This is a genomic window from Microtetraspora malaysiensis (assembly GCF_001528665.1).
Classification (GTDB): domain Bacteria; phylum Actinomycetota; class Actinomycetes; order Streptosporangiales; family Streptosporangiaceae; genus Microtetraspora_A; species Microtetraspora_A malaysiensis.
The window spans coordinates 78,142-96,408 of sequence record NZ_BBYJ01000023.1; the positions used below are offsets into that span (position 1 = coordinate 78,142).

General features: G+C 65.8%; 18 protein-coding genes and 1 tRNA gene. 8 read left to right on the forward strand and 11 right to left on the reverse strand.

Going from position 1 to position 18,267, the window contains the following annotated elements; translation table 11 throughout:
* Positions 1 to 50 precede the first annotated feature (50 nt).
* Positions 51 to 138: transfer RNA gene (locus AWQ71_RS28060), tRNA-Ser, on the forward strand.
* A gap of 605 nt (positions 139 to 743) precedes the next feature.
* Here the strand turns inward: AWQ71_RS28060 and AWQ71_RS28065 are convergent.
* Positions 744 to 1,874 carry a serine hydrolase domain-containing protein gene (locus tag AWQ71_RS28065; RefSeq protein ID WP_067138349.1) on the reverse strand — a complete coding sequence of 377 codons (1,131 nt, stop codon included), beginning with the start codon at positions 1,872 to 1,874 and terminating at the stop codon, positions 744 to 746.
* A 329-nt stretch (positions 1,875 to 2,203) separates the two neighbouring features.
* On the opposite strand from AWQ71_RS28065, the gene AWQ71_RS43390 reads away from it, so the two are divergent.
* From AWQ71_RS43390 to AWQ71_RS28075, 3 genes are all read left to right on the forward strand, one after another.
* The gene (locus tag AWQ71_RS43390) at positions 2,204 to 2,662 is read left to right on the forward strand and encodes a hypothetical protein (protein ID WP_218001993.1); all 459 of its coding nucleotides are present in this window, start codon (positions 2,204 to 2,206) and stop codon (positions 2,660 to 2,662) included.
* A complete protein-coding gene (locus AWQ71_RS43395; RefSeq protein ID WP_067138352.1) occupies positions 2,625 to 2,990 on the forward strand; it encodes a hypothetical protein in 366 nt (121 codons plus the stop codon). The genes AWQ71_RS43390 and AWQ71_RS43395 overlap by 38 nt, the downstream gene beginning before the upstream one ends.
* 249 nt (positions 2,991 to 3,239) lie before the next feature.
* Entirely contained in the window at positions 3,240 to 3,488 is a 249-nt protein-coding gene (locus AWQ71_RS28075; protein ID WP_174550768.1) for a GntR family transcriptional regulator, read from the forward strand.
* On the opposite strand, the gene AWQ71_RS28080 is transcribed toward AWQ71_RS28075, so the two are convergent.
* The 5 genes from AWQ71_RS28080 to AWQ71_RS28095 form a co-directional block, all read right to left on the reverse strand.
* Complete coding sequence (locus tag AWQ71_RS28080; RefSeq protein WP_067138354.1) at positions 3,457 to 3,831, reverse strand: hypothetical protein; 375 nt, start codon at positions 3,829 to 3,831, stop codon at positions 3,457 to 3,459. The genes AWQ71_RS28075 and AWQ71_RS28080 overlap by 32 nt on opposite strands.
* Before the next feature lie 435 nt (positions 3,832 to 4,266).
* On the reverse strand, positions 4,267 to 4,653 hold the full coding sequence (locus AWQ71_RS40650) for a S26 family signal peptidase (RefSeq protein WP_084259382.1): 387 nt from the start codon (positions 4,651 to 4,653) through the stop codon (positions 4,267 to 4,269).
* Positions 4,650 to 6,413 (reverse strand): ABC transporter ATP-binding protein, encoded by a 1,764-nt coding sequence (locus AWQ71_RS28085; RefSeq protein WP_245658520.1) that lies wholly within the window; start codon positions 6,411 to 6,413, stop codon positions 4,650 to 4,652. Before AWQ71_RS28085 ends, AWQ71_RS40650 begins: the two co-directional genes overlap by 4 nt.
* Positions 6,414 to 6,444: 31 nt before the next feature.
* Positions 6,445 to 6,963, reverse strand: a complete 519-nt coding sequence (locus tag AWQ71_RS28090; RefSeq protein WP_067138358.1) for a TlpA family protein disulfide reductase — start codon at positions 6,961 to 6,963, stop codon at positions 6,445 to 6,447.
* 1,725 nt (positions 6,964 to 8,688) lie between these two features.
* On the reverse strand, positions 8,689 to 9,066 hold the full coding sequence (locus tag AWQ71_RS28095) for a DUF4267 domain-containing protein (protein WP_067138359.1): 378 nt from the start codon (positions 9,064 to 9,066) through the stop codon (positions 8,689 to 8,691).
* A 103-nt stretch (positions 9,067 to 9,169) separates the two neighbouring features.
* Between AWQ71_RS28095 and AWQ71_RS28100 the strand changes: the two genes are divergently transcribed.
* Complete coding sequence (locus tag AWQ71_RS28100; protein ID WP_067138362.1) at positions 9,170 to 9,763, forward strand: TetR/AcrR family transcriptional regulator; 594 nt, start codon at positions 9,170 to 9,172, stop codon at positions 9,761 to 9,763.
* Positions 9,764 to 9,912: 149 nt separating this feature from the next.
* On the opposite strand, the gene AWQ71_RS28105 is transcribed toward AWQ71_RS28100, so the two are convergent.
* Positions 9,913 to 11,067, reverse strand: coding sequence for an epoxide hydrolase family protein (locus tag AWQ71_RS28105; RefSeq protein WP_067138365.1), 1,155 nt, complete (start codon positions 11,065 to 11,067; stop codon positions 9,913 to 9,915).
* 341 nt (positions 11,068 to 11,408) lie between these two features.
* Complete coding sequence (locus AWQ71_RS28110) at positions 11,409 to 12,188, reverse strand: alpha/beta fold hydrolase (RefSeq protein WP_067138366.1); 780 nt, start codon at positions 12,186 to 12,188, stop codon at positions 11,409 to 11,411.
* A gap of 118 nt (positions 12,189 to 12,306) precedes the next feature.
* On the opposite strand from AWQ71_RS28110, the gene AWQ71_RS28115 reads away from it, so the two are divergent.
* Together AWQ71_RS28115 and AWQ71_RS28120 are read left to right on the forward strand one after the other, a co-directional pair.
* Entirely contained in the window at positions 12,307 to 12,888 is a 582-nt protein-coding gene (locus tag AWQ71_RS28115; protein ID WP_067138367.1) for a TetR/AcrR family transcriptional regulator, read from the forward strand.
* A gap of 281 nt (positions 12,889 to 13,169) precedes the next feature.
* Positions 13,170 to 13,775, forward strand: coding sequence for a cadmium resistance transporter (locus tag AWQ71_RS28120; RefSeq protein WP_084259393.1), 606 nt, complete (start codon positions 13,170 to 13,172; stop codon positions 13,773 to 13,775).
* A gap of 84 nt (positions 13,776 to 13,859) precedes the next feature.
* Here AWQ71_RS28120 and AWQ71_RS28125 read toward each other — a convergent pair whose 3' ends face one another.
* Positions 13,860 to 14,516 (reverse strand): DsbA family oxidoreductase, encoded by a 657-nt coding sequence (locus tag AWQ71_RS28125; RefSeq protein ID WP_067138368.1) that lies wholly within the window; start codon positions 14,514 to 14,516, stop codon positions 13,860 to 13,862.
* Positions 14,517 to 14,980: 464 nt separating this feature from the next.
* Here AWQ71_RS28125 and AWQ71_RS28130 point away from each other — a divergent pair, with 464 nt between their 5' ends.
* On the forward strand, positions 14,981 to 15,670 hold the full coding sequence (locus tag AWQ71_RS28130; RefSeq protein WP_067138371.1) for an alpha/beta fold hydrolase: 690 nt from the start codon (positions 14,981 to 14,983) through the stop codon (positions 15,668 to 15,670).
* Positions 15,671 to 15,706: 36 nt separating this feature from the next.
* On the opposite strand, the gene AWQ71_RS28135 is transcribed toward AWQ71_RS28130, so the two are convergent.
* Together AWQ71_RS28135 and AWQ71_RS28140 are read right to left on the reverse strand one after the other, a co-directional pair.
* A complete protein-coding gene (locus AWQ71_RS28135) occupies positions 15,707 to 16,819 on the reverse strand; it encodes a quinone oxidoreductase family protein (RefSeq protein WP_067138373.1) in 1,113 nt (370 codons plus the stop codon).
* Positions 16,820 to 17,008: 189 nt separating this feature from the next.
* Positions 17,009 to 18,232 (reverse strand): MFS transporter, encoded by a 1,224-nt coding sequence (locus AWQ71_RS28140; RefSeq protein WP_067138375.1) that lies wholly within the window; start codon positions 18,230 to 18,232, stop codon positions 17,009 to 17,011.
* Positions 18,233 to 18,267 lie beyond the last annotated feature (35 nt).

The window sequence follows — 18,267 nt, forward strand, 5'->3', positions numbered from 1 at the left end:
ATGGTGATGTCCTGATGCCTGTGCGCGTTCCACGCCTCCGGCATCGGCCAGGAGAGCTCGCCTAGTGGACGATGGCGGCGGTCTTGAAAACCGCTAGGGGCTTGACGCTCCTCGTGGGTTCGAATCCCACGCTCTCCGCTCCCACCTCCGAAAACGGCGTCTGACCAGCGGTTTCGCTACGGTCGGACGCCGTTGATCGTTTCCACCCATGTGCAGCCCTACGCCACCCTGAGCAGCCCCCGGCCGCTGTTCGCGGAATATACGCGGAATGATCTTGCTTGTGTTTTCGCAGGTCAGTTTGAGTTTCGTTGTGATGTCTGCTGCTGGGGTATTCGTAGGACCAACCGCCACCCAGCAGACCGCATGAGGGCGCAGCCTTGTTGAGCAGCATCGACGACTGTTGGCTGGTGAAGATCCGTGGCTACCGTCAGATGCGTTGCACGGAGGTCGAGGTCATCAAGGGCTGCACCGGCCATCTTCCACGCAGTGATGTTGTGGGGGCGTCCACGGCCTATCTGTGGCTTATCGACAGGGAAGTTGCCAGCGGAGGGGCACGAGAGCCCCGTATTTGTCAGTCGGACCACTAAAAATGCCATGCAACCGGTCAAGCCGATGCTGTCAGGCTGAACGGCCCTCCCGCCAGCACCGAGAGGGCCGTTCTGACGTCTGGCTTCGGCCATCACTCGCCTAATTAGTGGTCGTCGCAACACCCCAGCTTCGCCCCGGAGAGGAGAGGACAGGTCTCAGGGGCAGAAGGCGGAGTCGATCATCTTGCTGAAGGCGGCCATGTCGGACTGGGACTGGTTCTGGTTGACGGAGAGGGCCAGCTTCGTGCGGCCGTCCAGGGTGGTGAAGGCGGTCGTGAGATAGCCCGGGATGCCTCCGTTGTGACCGATGACCCGCCGCCCGCACGAGGTGGACATAGAGACCAGGCCGAGGCCGTAGTCTCCCGGCTGGATCTTGATGGGAACGGTCTTCTGCATCTCGGTGAACTGGGCGGGCTTGAGGAGCTTGCCGGTGACCAGGCCGTTGAGGAAGGTCGTCAGGTCCGCGGTGGTCGTGATCATCGCTCCACCGGAGCTGGCGATGCTCGGGTTGAGCCGGGTCACGTCCACGTACTCGCCGTTGTTCTTCTTGATGTATCCGTGGGCGTGCGGACCGGGGATGGCCGTGGAGTACGTCGGAGCCGAGGTGCCGTGCAGCCCCAGCGGCTTGATGACGCGCTCGGTGACCTCGCTCTGCCAGCTGTGGCCGGTCACCGCCTTGATCAGCATTCCGACCACCACATAGCCGGTGTTGGAGTAGGAGAACTTCGTGCCGGGCTCGAAGTCCAGCGGCCTGGTCAGCGCGGTCTTCACGATGCCCTCGTCGGTGAACCGGGTGAAGCGCAGCTTCAGGTACGGCTCGTCCGACGTCGGGAACTCCTTCATGCTGGTGTAGTCGGGTATTCCGGCGGTGTGCTGGAGGATCATTCGTACGGTGATGTCGTTCTCGCGCGGCAACAGGCCGGGCAGGTACTTGCCGATGGGGTCGTCCAGTCCGATCCGGCCCTCGCCGACCAACTGCAGCACGGTGACCGAGGTGAAGACCTTGGTGACGCTGCCCATGCGGAACGACCCGTTGGCCGGGACGGGACGTTTGCCGTCGATCGTGGCCGTTCCCGAGCGCAGGACGGTCTGCCGGTCTCCCTCACTGAGCCTGGCCTGCACTCCGGCCGCAGTACCGGTGCGCATCATCGCGTCCATCGACTTCTGGAGCGAGGCCGCGGTGCTCGGAGCGGAAGCCTCCGCGGCGTGTACCGGGACGGCGGCGAGGGCCAGCCCGGCGGTGGCGAGGGCGAGGGCGAGGGCGGGGCCCCTGGACTTGGTACGCATGGGTGATTACTTCTCCTGGTGGGCTTTCACGCCGCATCGGCGCTGGTCACCACGCTAGGAGAGGCAGGCCTGGGCGAACGATCCCGCCAGCGGGCCAACGACAGAGGGGGATGACCGGCCCGCGATGGTAGGGAAATCCGTACCGTCCGGTTCGTGTGGCCGCGTGCCGCGATGCTTGGGAACGCCCCGGGCTGAGCGCCGTTCACCGGCGCCGACCAGGCCCGCGCTCCCGCCCGCCGTACCGGTGCTGAGGACGACAGTCCGGTGAAGACGGAGGGGAGGAGCGGGTGGGGTGGGTTGACCGCGTTCATCGGCTAACAAGGTATGCAATGAAGACGACCCAGCGACCCGGCTGGACACCTTCCCGCCTGCGGGAACACCGCGAAGCACATGGCCTCACCCTCGAAGCGGCGGGTGAACGGCTCCGGCTCGCGGCCAGCCGCCACGGCCTTGCCGTACCGGCGGCGAACTTCCAAACTCTGTGGGGACATGAGCAGGGGACCATCTTCCCCGGCCCGCACTATCGACGCGCGTACTGTCTGCTTTATCAGGCAACGGAGCCTGAACTAGGCTTTCGCCCTCCCTTGCCCGGTGAATCACAGAAAGCGGAAATTGTGATTTCCGAATTGCCTGCGCCCACAGACCTCGCCACCGACAACGCCGCTGCCCAGGTCATCGAAGAAGCGTTCACCAAGGTCTCCATCGGCGGCATCGAGCCAGGAGACTCCACAGGCTCTCTTGCGCGCCCGCGTGGTCGACGCCTGGCGCAGGCGCCACGGCGGAGGTAGCCCCAAGCCGATCCTCGTCCTCGTCGGTGGGTACGCCGGATCGGGCAAGACCGAGTTCTCCCGCTTCCTGTCCGACATCACCGGCTGGGCGTTCCTCGACATCGAGTTCCGCGCCGCCGCCCGCGACACCTGGAAGCTGAGCAACTGGGACCAGTACGCCACAGGGCTCAGGGTCGAGACGAGCCCGCCCACGACACACGTCACCGTCGACAACCGACTCGGCGCGGCCATCAGCCTCGCCGACCAGACCCGCGAAGCGCTCAAACGCAGGCCGGGGGCCTGCTCTTCACCCGCCGCCACTACCGCGCCGCCGACGGCACCGTCGTGACCGAGAGCGAATGGCTCCGCTCCATCCCCGCCCGACGGCTGTGGACCAACATCCTGCTTGGTCACATCCGATGACCGACCGAACCCGCCCCCTTTCCCTCGGCGGCCAGAGCGGCGAAAGCGCCAGCCATCTCTCGCGCCACCACTACGGCCTCGGCATCCTGGGTGGAGATCGGCAAGTTAAAGCTATGGCGCGCTATAGCGTGCCGTCCATCGCCATGGCATGTGATGATCTCCTACGTTCAGCGGCATGGTCGAACTCAAGCCGAATCAGCCCAGATGGAGGCAGGTTTTCGAGATCATCCGCGATCGGATCCACTCCGGGCAGTACAAGCCAGGCGAGCGCATCCCATCGATCGTCGATCTCATCGAAGAGTTCGGCATAGCCAACGCCACCGCACAGAAGGTCATGCGCGCACTCCGGCAAGCAGAGCTGATCCACACCGAGCCCGGCATGGGCTCCTTCGTCAAAGCTCCCGAGGATCAGGCGACGGACTGATCCGTAGACGCTCCAGAGGTGGCAGAGCGTCGGTGTCATAGAGAAAGTCGAGCCCGGCCAGCCGGACGCCGTCTTCCACCCAAACGATCAGCGCGCCGATCTCCCCACCCTCGGCACCGACGACACCGATATCCAGGGCCAAGGTCGAGTTGGGCGCAGAGGCCCGTCCCGCCCCGGCGACGCCGAGCCAGATGCTCGGAGATCGGTCATCCTGGACGCCGACCACTTCGACCTGATCGAGCTGACAGCACCACTCCTCCGCGGCGGCCGCGTCGAAGCGCAGGATGTACTCCAGCAACATGCGCTCCGCATCGTCCAACGGACGAGGCTCGATCGGGATCACGGGAGGCACCCCCTGATGATCCTCGCTGACGGGAAATCTGTCAGCCCGCCGATAGATGGCCAGGCCGACGGCGCTCGCGGTCGGCGGTTCAGGAGTGGCGGATGAGAACTTTCTCTACGCCTTTAAAGCGGCCCGCCTACGGCGGCCCGCACGCGCGCCGGTCGGCCAGCCGGCCGGGCATGCGGCTCTTCGGCCGGTCCCGGCCGTCGCCGCCCGCGCGCTCCCAGCCACACGAGACGGGCGCTCAGACGGTGGAAGAGCACCGCGGCCAGGATGGCAACCAGGGCGAAGCCGTCCAACTCGCCGAGGAGCCGGAGGGGCGAGCCGCAAGGGGCTCCGCCCCCTGCACCCCCGGCCCTCCGACGGGGATGAGCCGCCATACCAGATCAGAACCCGGGAACGCCGGGGCCCTGACACCCCGAAGGGGATGGCCGTTCAATGGGAAATCCTAAGCAGCACACGGGCCACCACGTGATGAACAGGTATGAAGCCCAGCTGCCTTGAGTCCATGCTCTGATCCGGGTTGTCACCGAGGACCGCCAGATGGCCAGGCGGCACGACGTTGCCCGCCACACCAGGGGGAACGAGCCCGCCCGCGACGGCTGCGACTCTTTTCACCAGGAGTGACGATCGAGGCACGTGAGGATTTCGAACCACCACCACCTGCCTGACCCTCACGGCACCACATCTTACGGCTAGCAGTCGATCGCCGTCGAAATAGGTCGGCATCATGCTTGTTCCCACGACCTGAGCCACCAGCATGCGGCGACGGACCCAGACTAACCCCAGCGCTATGGCGGCGAAGAAGAACGCCCCTCTCATGCCGATGCCTCCTTTCGATAGCTTGAGGCCTGCAAGGAGAACATGCGCGCATAGATACCTTGCCGTGATATCAGTTCGGCATGTGAGCCCAGCTCTGCGATCCGGCCGCCGTCGAGCACCGCGATCACATCGGCTTCCCGCATGGCTCCAAGACGGTGCGATATTAGTACGCTTGTCCGACCTTTCCGATGAGAGGAAAGGCGAGTGTGGATTTCGTGTTCCGCCTCGGCGTCCAGGCCTGAACCGGGCTCATCGAGAATGAGCAGGTCCCGATCCCCTCGCAGCAGGGCCCTGGCGAGCGCGACCCGCTGCCACTGTCCGCCGGACAGAGAGACTCCGATAGCGGGGTCGTCTTCATCGATACCATCGATGAAGAACCGCGTGAGCAACGTTTCATAACCACGGGGGAGGGCCATCAGTTCGTTATGGACACCGGCGTTGACCGCCGCTGTTTCAATCTCCTTCCGAACGGCCTTCAAGTCGCCGATGCCTATGTTCTCGGCGGCAGAGAGATCGTAGCGCATAAAATCCTGAAAAACGGCGCCTAATCGGTTACGTAAATCGACAAGGTCGAGATCCCGCAGATCTACTCCATCCCAAGTTATGATGCCCTCAGTGGGATCATAAAAACGACAGAGTAGTTTGACCAACGTGGACTTGCCCGAACCGTTCCGGCCCACTAAGCCGACCATCGCTCCATGCGGAATGGCCAGGTTTACACCGGAAAGGGCCCACGGATGTTCATCCGAGTACCTGAACCAAACGTCCCGGAACTCAATTCCTCTACTCAGAGGCGCGACATTCCGGCTGCTGAGCACAAGATCCGGCTTGCCGGATTCGATCTCCATGAAATATTCGAACATCGAGAGTTGCTGGTGAACTCCAGCAATTTGATTCACCAGGCTGGCCAGCCCGCTTTGCACTCCGACGACCGCTGCAACGAACATCGAGACGTCGCCAGCGGTAAGACGCCCGTAGATCGCTTGGGCGACCGCCCAGATCAGTCCCCCGCCAACGACCGATGCCCCCATGACGCCGAGTACGAGCTGGACCCTCATCTCTCGGCGGTCCAGGCTCGTCCGCTCGTCGTCGGCGTACCGTCGTGCGGCCATCATCCGGCCGTGTAGAAAGGAACTGATCCCCAGAAGCCGTATCTCCATGGCGGCTTGAACGTCGCTCATCAACCTGCTGTAGAAGAATTCTCGGCGGTCGGTCGGGCTTAGCCGCAATGCCATCGTGGTTCGGCGCTGCGACAGCGCGATCTCGGCCGTCAACGCCGGGAGAGCCGCTACGAGCACGATTCCCGCCATCACCGGGGACAGCAGGAACAGCGAGCCAGAGAATCCGATCACGGTGATCAAGCCGGCTACGATGGCCAGCCCATTCTCGACGACCTGGCTGGGCGCCTGCCCTCCGGCCTGCTGCGCCAGACGCAACCGGTCCAGGAACTCGGGACTCTCGAACCGAGCCAATCCCGGCAGTCGATTCACTGCGGCATAGAGTCGGTTCTGGGCAAGCGCTGCCACCGCGCGAGCCAGCTTCCCCCTCGCGTACTGAGCGAAGTCACCCATCGCAGCCGTCAGCAGTCCCAGCACGGCCAGCACGACGGCAAGGACGATAAGACCGCTGACCGATGAACCTTCCACGATGCCGTCTAAGATCAGCTTCGTCAACCACGCCGCCGATACGGGGACGACCGCCGAGACGAGCGTGACCAGGACGATCAGCGAGCTCGAAGCGGTCCCCGCCCGCCATGCCATTCCCGCAGCGGACCGTGCCGCCTTCATTCCACTACGCATGGACGGTGGCGCGTAGAGACTGGACGTCGTTGGCGCCGACGGCCACCTTCCCCGCTTTCATTGCCACGAAAGTGGGAGTCCCTTTCACCTTGAAGGCGAGGGGCATGGAAGCCTCGCGTTGAGCCACCACCACTTTGGCCACCGGCTCCAGTTCCGCGACGATGTCCCCGCAGTCTTCGTCCTCAACGGCAATTACGACGGCAACCGCATTCCCCGCCTCCGCCGCATAGGATACAAAATCGGGAAGAGCGCTCATACAGGGCTCGCAGGTCGGAGAAAGGAAACCAACCACGGCGTCCCGAACCGATTCACGGTTTAGCCTCTCGCCGGAAACGGTTTCCGCCTGGAACTCCGCCGGTGTTTCTCCGAGCCCGATCCCGAGCACAGGATTGGAAACCTGGCGCAACTGTTCGGTATGCTGCCGAAGGCGGCGGATCATTCCAATTATAAGCAACAGCTCTATCAGGCAGAGGCCGCCAATGAGGATATGTGACGCTATCAAATAAGGCATATGGGCTCCAAGGGATCTGCCGGTTCCAGCTTGTATACCTGCAGGGGAATCGTCTCGGGTGCTCAAACCCTGTCCGGATGGAAACGAAAGAAGTCGCTGTGGATGCCAATCGGAAAGCAGAGCGCCGAGCGCATCCACAGCGACTTCAAAGCGCTTTAGGGGCACATCCTCGCTTTCACAGTCTTGCTGATGAGTGTGCCGTTCGTGCAGTCTTCGCACCTCGTATAGATGATCATGCAACCAGTACGAATGTCGTACGTGGGATCTTCGTCATAACAGCACTTTCCGGACGCCGGTGCCGCCTTGGCCTCCACGTGCGGCACGAATCGACTGATGACGCGGTCGGCCACGCGCTCGATAAAACTAATCAAATTACCCTCTCCTAATCAGAAGACCGCTCTTTGTGGTCATGCAATGTCCAGACTAACTAGAGGCGGCTAGTCATGCAATACCGTTCTTTGCTATCGACCGTGACACAATGTGACAAGAAATGTGTGGGCGTCGCAAAACAAAACGAAATCAAAGGTCGCGAGTTTACGGCGATCTTGGTAGGGTAAAGATGATATCCCCCAGCGGCATCTCGCTTTTCGGGTGACCTTTTTAACGCTTTCGATTTATCCGTAAATCCCGAGTTCGCCAGGGTTCCGGCGTTGATTCGCAATGTTCAGTTCCGGCATGTTGATCAGATGTAGCTGGATAGGTCTTCCGGCTGGGTGTGCGCGATGCCACGCGACTGCGGGCGGATGTCACCTTGGGTGACGTCGCGGAGACGGTCCGGGAGTGCGAGTGGCTGGGCGGTTCCGGGCAGCCAGGGGCGTCTCTCGGCGAGTTCGACGAGGGCTTGGAATAAGTGGACGCCGTGTTTGCGAGTGGGGCCTGGTGGCCCTGCGGTCCGGGTCCACTTGGCATCGAGATACCGTGGCTGATCGCCGTCCGGGTGCAGGATGACCGCTGACCTTGCTAACGCCGGTGCTAACAACGGTCCTGGACGACTGTGGGAGAGGATGAAATCCCGGAGGCAGGACATCCCTCCTGAACGGGTCCCCGCGTCGTCCGTGGACGCTCGTGGACGACTCGATTACTCCTTGTAAACAGAAGTTCTCGACCGTCGGCGGAGGCCGTGGCGATCGCCGGCTTCGGTACGCGCCGTGCGGAGCTGGGGCGATCGACGCCCCACCCCTCCTTCGTCGGGGCCGGGCACCGGCAAGCCATGGCGGACGTCTGCGGGATATGTACGGGATGATCTATGAGAGGCGCGCCCTTACTCGACGCACATGTGCAGGTCAGAGGGGTTTGGCGGCCAAATACGTAGCGCTCTTGAAATCCGCTAGGGGCTTGACGCTCCTCGTGGGTTCGAATCCCACGCTCTCCGCTCCCACCTCCGAAAACGGCGTCTGACCAGCGGTTTCGCTACGGTCGGACGCCGTTGATCGTTTCCGCCCTTGTGCAGCCGTACGCCATCCTGAGCAGCACGCGGCCGCTGTTCCCGGGATATATCTGGGATGGATCACGGCGCGTTTCCGCAGGTCGGCCAGGAATCGGAGTTTGCGGCTCTGCGCGTTCGACGGCACCGACCACCGCGGCCACGGCGAGTAGAACGCCGCAGTCCGCGCCTACGTCCGCTGGCGCAACGCCCGCGCCGAGCCGAAGACCAACGTTGCCCCGGACTCACCGATCCGTCAGTGGACCGGGCTGAATACCCGGCCAGGGCGGCTTGACGAGTGGTTACGCGATGAGCAGGAGCGCGCCGATCGCCAGCATCACCACCGCAGTAGCGCCGTGGATGCCGTAGGCGGCCGCCTTGGGCCCGTTGCTGCGCAGCACGATCACCGCGTCGCCGACGGGTATGAGGCCGGCGGCCAGCAAGAACCAGCCCAGCAGGTGGGTTGTCCCGCCGATCAGCACGATGAAGATGAAAAGCCCTGAGGCGATGTCGCGCACGCCCTTGACGGACAGCCAGGCGTGGAAGCTCCGGTCCTCGGTCGGCGTGTCGGGGATGCCGAAGCCGACCGCGTTCTGCGGTGCCCAGAAGGCGCTGGCACCCATGAAGATGCTGCCTGCGCCGATCAGTCCGGCGAGCACAGTGGCGATGGTGCTGAGCATGAGTTGTCCCCTCCATAAAAGCGCCCATCTCTAGCGGCGCTAGTTATGGGAGCGACGATATACCTATCGTAGACATAATGTCTAGCGCTGCTAGGGTGATGTCATGTCCGCCATCGCCAAACGCCGCGAACGTGAACGCGCCCAACGCCATCAGCTGATCATCACGGCCGCCCGCGAACTGGCCGAGGCCGAAGGGTGGGAGGCCGTGACCACGCGAAGGCTGGCTGAGCGGGTCGAGTACAGCCAGCCCGTGCTCTACAGCCACTTCAACGGGAAGGGCGCCATCCTGCGCGCCGTTGCCATCGAAGGCTTCGGTGAACTCGGGGCCCGCCTGCGCCGTGCCCGGCTGGCCACCCCCGAGCCGCCTGAGGCACTGCACGCCGTCTGCCGCGCCTACCTGGAGTTCGCGGCCGAGCAGCCCGCCCTCTACCAGGCCATGTTCGTCCTGCCGACCGATGTGAAGTTCGCGCACGCTGAGACGCCGCCCCCACTGCGCGCCGCTTTCGCCGAGTTCGTGAGCTGCTTCCGCTCGGACAATCTGCGACGCGAACTGTTCGCCGAAGTCACCTGGAGCGCGTTGCACGGCATAGCCGCCCTGTCGGACAGCGGCCGCATCCCCCCGGACGGCCAAGCGGAGCGGCTCGACTTCCTCGTCACCCAGATCGCCGGCACACCAGGTGGACCGGCCCCGCTGTGAAGGGCAATTGAAAGGTCAAGGTGGCACGGTCGCGAGAGCATCGGTCAAGTCGGACATCCGGCTCAGAGAAGAGCGCTTCCGGTGACTCCCGCCACGCCGGCCACGTCCCGCGAGTCCCCCCGCGGCCGGTGGCCGCGGGGGGACGGACGTCAGCTTCCGGACCTGAGGGGCCGGAAGAAGGCGCGCAGCTCGTCGGCGACCTGTTCGGGTTCCTCATGAGCCATGAAGTGTCCTCCCCGTTCCGGGGTGCTCCAGTGGCGCAGGTCGGTGCAGAGACGTTCGGTGAGGCTCCGGGGGATGTTCGCGTAGGCCGGTTCGTTGCTCAGCGTCACCGCGCTGGGCACCGTGATGGTCGGGACCGGTCTGTTCTGGGGGTAGTCGTAGTACTGCCGGAAGGATGAGCCGATGGTGCCGGTGGCCCAGTAGAGGGTCGCGACCGTCAGCAGGGTGTCCTTGTCCCAGCGGGTCTCCAGGTCGCCGCCGCAGTCGCTCCAGTCGCGGTACTTGTCGATGATCCATGCGACGAGTCCCGCCGGGGAGTCCGCCAGGGCGGCGGCGATCGTGTCCGGCCGGGTGCACATGATCTCGCTGTAGCCCCGGTCCGTGGCGTCGTACGCGCTGAGGGCTTCGAGGTATGCCGCCTCCTCGGCGGTCGGCGGCTGCTCCCGGAAGTCGGTCGTGATCACTGCGGAGGTGATGTGGACGCCGGCGACCTCGCCCGGGTAGAGGGCGCCGAGCCACTGCGTCACCCCGCCCCCGATGTCACCGCCGAAGGCCCCGAAGCGCGGGTAGCCGAGGGTCTCGGTCATGAGCGTGTGCCAGGTCTCGGCGACACCCCTGCGGGTGAACGGCCCCTGCGGCAGCTCGGAGTACAGGAAACCGGGCAGCGAGGGAATGACCACGTCGAATGCGTCAGCGGGATCACCGCCGTGGCCGGCCGGGTCGGCCAGCAGCTCGGCGACTCGCAGCATCTCCACGAAGCTGCTTGGCCAGCCGTGGGTCAGGATCAGCGGCAACGGCGCGGGCGCGCCTTCGGCGCCTCTGCCGCGCAGGTGCACGAAGTGCACCTGCTGTCCGGCGATCTCGGCGATGTGGTGCGGGTAGGCGTTGAGCGCCGTCTCGGCCGCGCGCCAGTCGAATCCGTCTGCCCAGTAGGTGACGAGCTCGCGCAGGTAGCCGGGATCGGTCCCGGCGGCCCAGTAGGTGGTGTCTGACGCCGCCGTGAAGAGGGTGCGGGCGAGGCGCGTACGCAGGTCGTTCAGAACGTCATCGGATACGGAGATCTGAAAGGGCTTTGCTGTCATTGTTCCTTCGTTCAGGAGTGCTCGACGGGCGGGCGCTCCTGAGTGCCGGTCAGACAGACGCAGCGGCCAGGAGTGCCCGGACAGGGTGGTTCGTGGTCATCGGGCTCACCTCCTCGCGTTACGTGACTTGGACGACTATATCCCTATCGACTGATACGAGAAGATCTCGCTGATCTGGGCCGACAGCGCCTACGCGGGCACGCTCATCACCTGGGCCAAAAAGCATGTCCAGCTCACCCTGGAGATCGTCAAACGCAGCGACGACGTCAGCGGCTTCGTGGCCTTCCTCCTCGCACGATCCTCCTCCGACCTCTGTCGTCCGGCGGTGGACAGGCGTCAGCCTAGAGTTCGGCGAGGAACTCGTTGACGGCCTTGGCGAAGCCGTTGGGGTCGTTGGCGTATACGAAGTGGTCAGTGTTCAGTTCGACTTTGCGGGTGTTGGGGCGGCGGTCGACCATGGCCTGGGCCTGGTCGGCGGGGATGACGCCCTGGGTGGGGTGGATCAGGAGGGCGGGGCAGGTGCTGGCCAGCCAGTCGGCCCAGTGGTCGCCGTGGACGAGGTCCTCCGAGTCGACGATGTCTTGCGGGTGGAAGGGCAGGCTCCAGGTGCCGTCGGGGCGTTCGCGAGGGAGCTTGTCGAAGAAGGAGGCCATCGGGCCCATGCCGTCGATCAGCGCCTGGCGGCTGGGGGCCTCGTAGGGCAGGCCCAGGACGAAGGCCAGCGGGTTGTGGCCGTCGAGGCCCAGGGAGGCCGCGCCGTCGGCGTTGATGAATGCGCTGACCCGCTCGGGGTGGTGGGCGGCGAGCTGGTAGGCGTTGATGGCGCCGAGCGAATGGCCGAGAACGACGACCTGGTCGAGGCCCAGGTGGTCCAGGAGGGCTACGGCGTCGGTGATGTACCCGGCCCGGGAGTAGTCGGCGGCGCGCTCGGAGTGGCCGTGTCCTCGCTGGTCGAGGGCGATGAGACGCCACTCGGGGGACAGCTCGGCGGCCAGGTCGGCGAAGCTCGCCGCCTCCGACATGTGGCCGTGGAGGGCAAGCAGGGGGCGGCCGGTGCCGCCGAAGTCGAGGTAGGAAAGTCGGCGGCCGTCGATGACGAGTTCGGCCCGGGTGGCGGTCATGTTCTTCTCCGTTCTTGGGGTGGGATGACCATAACCGGAATTTGGGCATTTGCGCAATGCGTATGCCTAAGGCGAGCGTCTAAGGCTTTTGCCTGACGCGTCCGCTACCATCCGTGGCATGGGAAATCGCGAGGATCTCATCGCCGGTGCCCGTCGTTGTCTGGAGGAGAAGGGGTGGGCACGGACCACGGTCCGCGACATCGCCGCGGCCTCCGGCGGGGTCAGCATGGCGGCCATCGGCTACCACTTCGGATCGCGGGAGGCGCTGCTGAACACGGCGCTCATCGAGGCGATCGACGAGTGGAGCTCGGAGATGGGGCGCACGCTTGCCAACTACGCCGGGAACACCTCCGGGGAACAGTACGAGGCCATGTGGACGGGGATCACCGAGTCGTTCAGTACCCACCGGAATCTGTGGATCGCCACGATCGAGGCGCTACTGCAGTCTGAGCACTCGCCCGAGCTGCGTCGCTATCTCGCCGGTGCTCAGGCCGAAGGTCGTCGCGGGCTGGCGGCAATCCTGCTGGGAGTCGAGGAGAGCGCTCTGGCGGAGGGTTCCGTACGATCGCTGGGAGCGGTGCAGATGGCTCTGTTCTCGGGAGTGATGGTGCAGTGGCTCACCGACCCTGAGCAGGCTCCCTCCGCGTCCGAGGTGGTGGCGGGGCTACGGGCCATCGCAACTATCGCCGACAAGCATTGACACCGATCCGCGCTCACCACGTGACCACCGCCGACGACTCACGTGGAGCCGGATGGTCCGCTCGGAGACCGAGCCCTCTACCGTGTCCCTGACGTCATGCGCTTGCTCAGCCTCAGTCGTAGTGCTCTTGAAAACCGATAGGGCTTGACGCTCCTCGTGGGTTCGAACCCCACGTTCTGAGTTCGATTTCTCCCGGTTCGGGCCGACCTTTCCGGAATATGTAACCACCCTTAGATCCAGATTGAACCCGGTCGCGGCCCGGACGGATAGATATGCCGAGCATGGGCGGAATTGTAGGCACCCTCGCGACGGCGGCCGGGATGTGGGCCGGCACCAACGTGGACGATCTCATCGTGCTCACGGTGCTGTTCCTGTCCCTGCGAGCCGCCGGCGCCCCCAAGGCGTGGCAGATCTGGGTCGGGCAATACTGCGGGATCGCGATACTGGTGGCACTGTCCATGATCGCGGCGCTCGGCCTGGCGGTCATCGCCGACGGCTGGGTCGGTCTGCTCGGACTGGTCCCCTTCGCCCTGGGACTCCGCGGCCTCATCGCGACGATCCGCGCCCGCAACAGCGGTGAGCACGCATCGATGGCCGTTTCGGGCGGCGCGCTCTCGGTGGCGAGCGTGACGATCGCCAACGGCGGCGACAACATCTCCGTCTACACGCCGGTGTTCCACACCATCGGTACGGGTGCCAGCGTGGTGACGATCATCGCGTTCTTCGTCGCGCTGGCCGTGTGGTGCCTGGCCGGGTCCTGGCTCAGCTCCCACAAGAAGGTCGTCGAGGTCATCGAACGCTACGGGCACTGGATCGTTCCAGTCGTCTACGTGGTGATCGGAACGCTCGTCCTCAGGAAGTCCGGAGTCATCGGCAAGATCTTCTGACCCGTACGACACGGGCTCGACCGTCGGTGGGCGTGCTCCCATGCCATGCGATGCCCGAGCTCACTGGGACGCGCACACCTGGAATTACGGGTGGGATCCCGTGGTCAAGTCGCTGTGTGAGCCGGTCGGACCGTGCCTCAGCAGTTCTTGCAGGTCGGCGACGGGCTGGACCCCGGAGACCGGCGACCGGCCGCCGATCACCAGGCTGGGTACGCCGGTGACGCCGTGCTCGGCCGCGCGGCGCCGGTCGGCGCGTACCTGTCCGGCGTAGTCGTCACCGGCCAGGACGGCGCGTACCTCATCGCCGTCCAGCCCGGCCTCGCCGCCCAGGCGCCGCAGGACCTGCGCATCGGCGACATTGAGCCCCTCGGTGTGGTAGCCGTACAACAGCAACTCCATCATCTGGTCGGCTCGGCCGCGGTCGGCGGCCAGCTTGACCAGCCGGTGCGCGTCGAAGGTGTTCACCGGGCGCGCCAGATGCAGGTTCAGCTCCAGGCCTTCCGCCGCGCCCAGCGACCGGATCCGGGCGATGCGGGCGGGCGCCTGCTCGCCCCACCAGCCGGCCATGGCCTCTGCGGCGGTCGGGCCGGGGATCCGGCCTTCCTCCGGCGCGAGTTCGTAGCCGCGCCAGACGACCTCGACGCGGTCACGACCGGTGTGCTCGGCCAGTGCGGCCGTCAGGCGTCTTTTGCCGATGTAGCACCAGGGGCACAGCACATCGGCGTATATCTCGAGCTTCATAAGTGTCCTTACAGTGATGGAGCAAGGTTCGCCTTGGTGCCGGCGACCACCGGGGTTCGGGCGATCAGGCGTCCAGGCGCTGGGCCCGGGACCGATGGGATCGGTCCGCAGTGCCGCGTAGTCGTCGCCGCCCACCGTGATCAGGTGTACGCCGACGACGGCCGGTCGCTCCAGTCACCAGGAACGTTATGGACACACGCTAGATCCGGGACATCACCCCACACCTCGCCCCATGGATCGAGCGTTCATCCGTCCTTGGACCTAGGTCGAGTATCCCCAGCCGAGGCAAGCGCCGTTGATCGTTTCCAGCCAGGTGCGGCGGGCGGCAAGGTTTAGGCTGGGGCCTGTGATCACCGCATGATCTCCTGTCTTCACACAACGCGGTGGTCGTAGCCGTTGTCCGGCAGCCCGGCTCCCCGCCCCGGCTGGACGAACAGATCGACAACCCGGGAGGATCCTGTCCGATGGCGACCTACGTATTGGTCCACGCTGCGGCAGTCGATTCCTGGTATTGGGGACCGCTCTCCGCCGAACTGCGAGACCGGGGTCACGACGTGGTGGCACCGGACCTGCCGTGTGATGACGATTCGGCCGGGCTCGCGGAGTACGCGGACACGGTGGTCGAGGCGATCGGCGGCCGCACCGGCCTGGTCGTCGTCGCCCACTCGTTCGGTGGGTTCACCGGCTCGCTGGTGTGTGACCGGGTGCCGGTCGACCTGCTCGTGATGCTCCAGGCTCAGATCCCGGCCCCCGGCGAATCGCCGGGCGAATGGTGGGGCAACACCGGCTACGGGGCGGCACGGGAGGAAGCCGATCGGCGTCGCGGCGTCGCGGGTGGCACGGAGGAGGACGCCTTGTCCCTCGTGCTGCACGACACCCCGACCGACCTGGCCGCCGAGTTCGTAGCCGGGCACCAGCGGCGCCAGGCGCCCACCCCATTCGGCAAGCCGTGGCCGCTGGCCTCCTGGCCGGACGTGCCGACCAGGTTCCTGCTGGCCGCCGACGACCGCTTCTTCCCAGCCGAGTTCATGCGCGGGGTCGTCGCCGAGCGTCTCGGGTTCGAACCGGACGAAATGCCTGGTGATCACTGCCCGATGCTCGGCCACCCGAAGGAACTGGCCGACCGCCTGGAGGCGTACCGCACCGGGCTCTGACCAGCCCGCTCTCCTGTCGGTGTTCGCGACCGCCCGTCACGTCCGCGCGGCCAGGTCGCGATCCACGATCACCGCCACCTTGCCCGGTACGCCACGGCCCGCCTTCAGCGACTGCAGTCCCGCGTTGATCGCGTCGACGGTGCTGTCGATGGTCTGGCTGACGTGTGGGACCACAAGTCCCTGCGTCGCCCACTCCATCGCCAGAGCCATCCCACGGTGGAGAAAGGCGCGCGCCTCGCTGTCGAGCGTGGCGGGTTCGGAGAAGTAGCGCAGCAGGTTGACGTTGACATGCTCGGCGCCCCGCTCGGCCAGGATGGCATCCACCGGGCTGCGCGTTTCGACCAGGCGTGTCGTCTTGCCGGGGCCGACGCCCAGCACGATCCAGCTGCCGCCCCGCCGGACGGTCTTCGCGGTCTCGGCGAAGCTCTGCTCGCTGTAGGTGGCGTCAAAGACGAGGTCAACGCCCCGCCCGCTGGTCAGCTTCGCGATTTCGGTGGCGATGTCGTCGCGCTTGTAATTGAAAACGTGATGGGCGCCGGACTGCCGGGACAGCGCCATCGATTGGGGCGTGCTGCCGCTGCTGATGACTGGTCCGGCCCCCAGGGCACGCGCCGCCATCTGTACGGCGAGATGCCCGACGCCGCCCCCACCGCCCGGGATATAGACCGTGTCACCGGCCCGGACGGCCTGGTAAAGGCCTATGAAAGCGGACAGGAAGCACATCGGAAGCGCCGCCGCGTCGCGGAAGCTCAGGGAGGGCGGCTTGGGGACGGTGAGGAATTGGCGTGCGACGGCATAGCCGCCTTCCCCTCCGCTGCCGCCTGTTGCGACCCAGCCGCCATCACCGTTCAAATCGGCCATGGCCGCCACCGCGTCGCCGACGGCTACGCCTCTCACACCATTGCCCACCGCGACCACGACGCCGGCCATGTCAAGACCGAGAACGACGGGGGGCGTCCGTCCCATGAAATTGAGGTCGGCCAGCTTGTACTCCAGCGGGTTGAGCGACGAGGCGGCGACGCGGATCAGAACCTGGTCGGCCGCCGGCTGCGGCACCGGAACACGCACCGCCTCAAGTGGCAGCCCAGCTCGGTCTCTTGTGTACCCGACGCCGAGGAACGTCTCCGGGATCGTCTGAATCTGCTTCATGTTTCGCTCCCCCACCTGATGACACGCCGGCCCGCGACGGCCGGCAGGACGGGTGCGATTCCGCTTCCTACCCCCTTGTCGCCTGCGGTGCCGGATGCCGAAGGCAAAGGTTCAGGGACCACCTGACGCATGGACTCAGCCGCCCCCTGGACTGGCCGGCCTCGCTGGTGAGACACAGATTCGGCAGCCTTAGAAGTTCCGCATCCGGCGCAGCGGCGACAGCAGCAGGGGCGCCAGGCTGAGTAGCTGCGCCAGCACCAGCCCCCAGAGGCCGCCGCGCGTGCCGTACAGCTCGCCGAGCAGGCCGCCCGCGGTGGCGCCGAAGGGCATCACGCCCCAGGCGATGAACCTGGTCGAGGCCGTCACCCTGCCGAGCAGATGGTCTGGGGTGATCGCCTGCCGATAGCTCGCCTGGGCCACGTTGTAGAGCACCCCGCCCGTCGCCGTGATCAGGGTGGCGACGACGAACCAGGACAGCCCCCAGCCCGCGCCGGTGAGTGGAATCAGCAGCGCGAAGGGGGTGCAGACGGTCGGGGCCAGCCAGACAAGTCTGGCCTGACCGATCCGTCCGGCCAGACGGCCCGAGGTCACAGCCCCCAGCAAACCGCCCGCGGCACCCGCCATGAGCAGCATGCCGTACAGACCAGGGCTGACGCCGACCGTGCGGATCAGGAACAGCACCTGCAGCACGGCGATCGCCGAGGTACAGAAGTTGGAGATGGCCGCGCTGGTGGCGGTGGCCCGCAGGGCGGGATCTCGCAGCACGAAGGCCAGGCCCTCCCGGATCTCACTCCAGAGCCCTCGGCGTTCGGCCGTACGATCTTCCAGCGCCTCGCGCGCGTCGATCTTGCGCAGACAGAGCGCGGAGGCGAGATAGCTGAACACGTCGGCCAGCAGCGCGACGGGCCCGCCCACCAGTTGGACGGTCCAGCCGCCGACGCCGGGCCCCGCGACCCGCGACAGCCCCGCTACCGACTCGATCGCGCCGTTACCTCCGATGAGCTGGTCCTTGCCGAGCAGGGTCGGCAGGAAACTGCGGTAGGCCACGTCGAAGAACACCGTGGCCGCGCTCAGCCCGAACGCCACCACGTACAGGTGCGGCAGCGTGAGCAGGCCCAGCCACCAGGCGACGGGGAGCGTCAGCAGGAGCGCCGCCCTGGCAAGATCGGCGGCGACCAGGATGGGACGGCGGCGCAGCCGGTCCACCCATACCCCTGCGGGCAGGCCGATCAGCAGGAAAGCGGCCTGCTGCGCGGCGTTGAGCAGGCCGGTGTCCAGGGCACCGGCCCGGAGCGCGACGACAGCGGTCAGCGGCAGTGCCACCAGCGTGATCTGGGTGCCCGTATGACTGATCGCGTCCGCGGCGAGCAGCCACCGGAAGTTCCGGTTCTGGTGGAGGGCGGGGGAGGCCACCCGCGATGATCACAAGTGATGACAGAGTGTGTCAA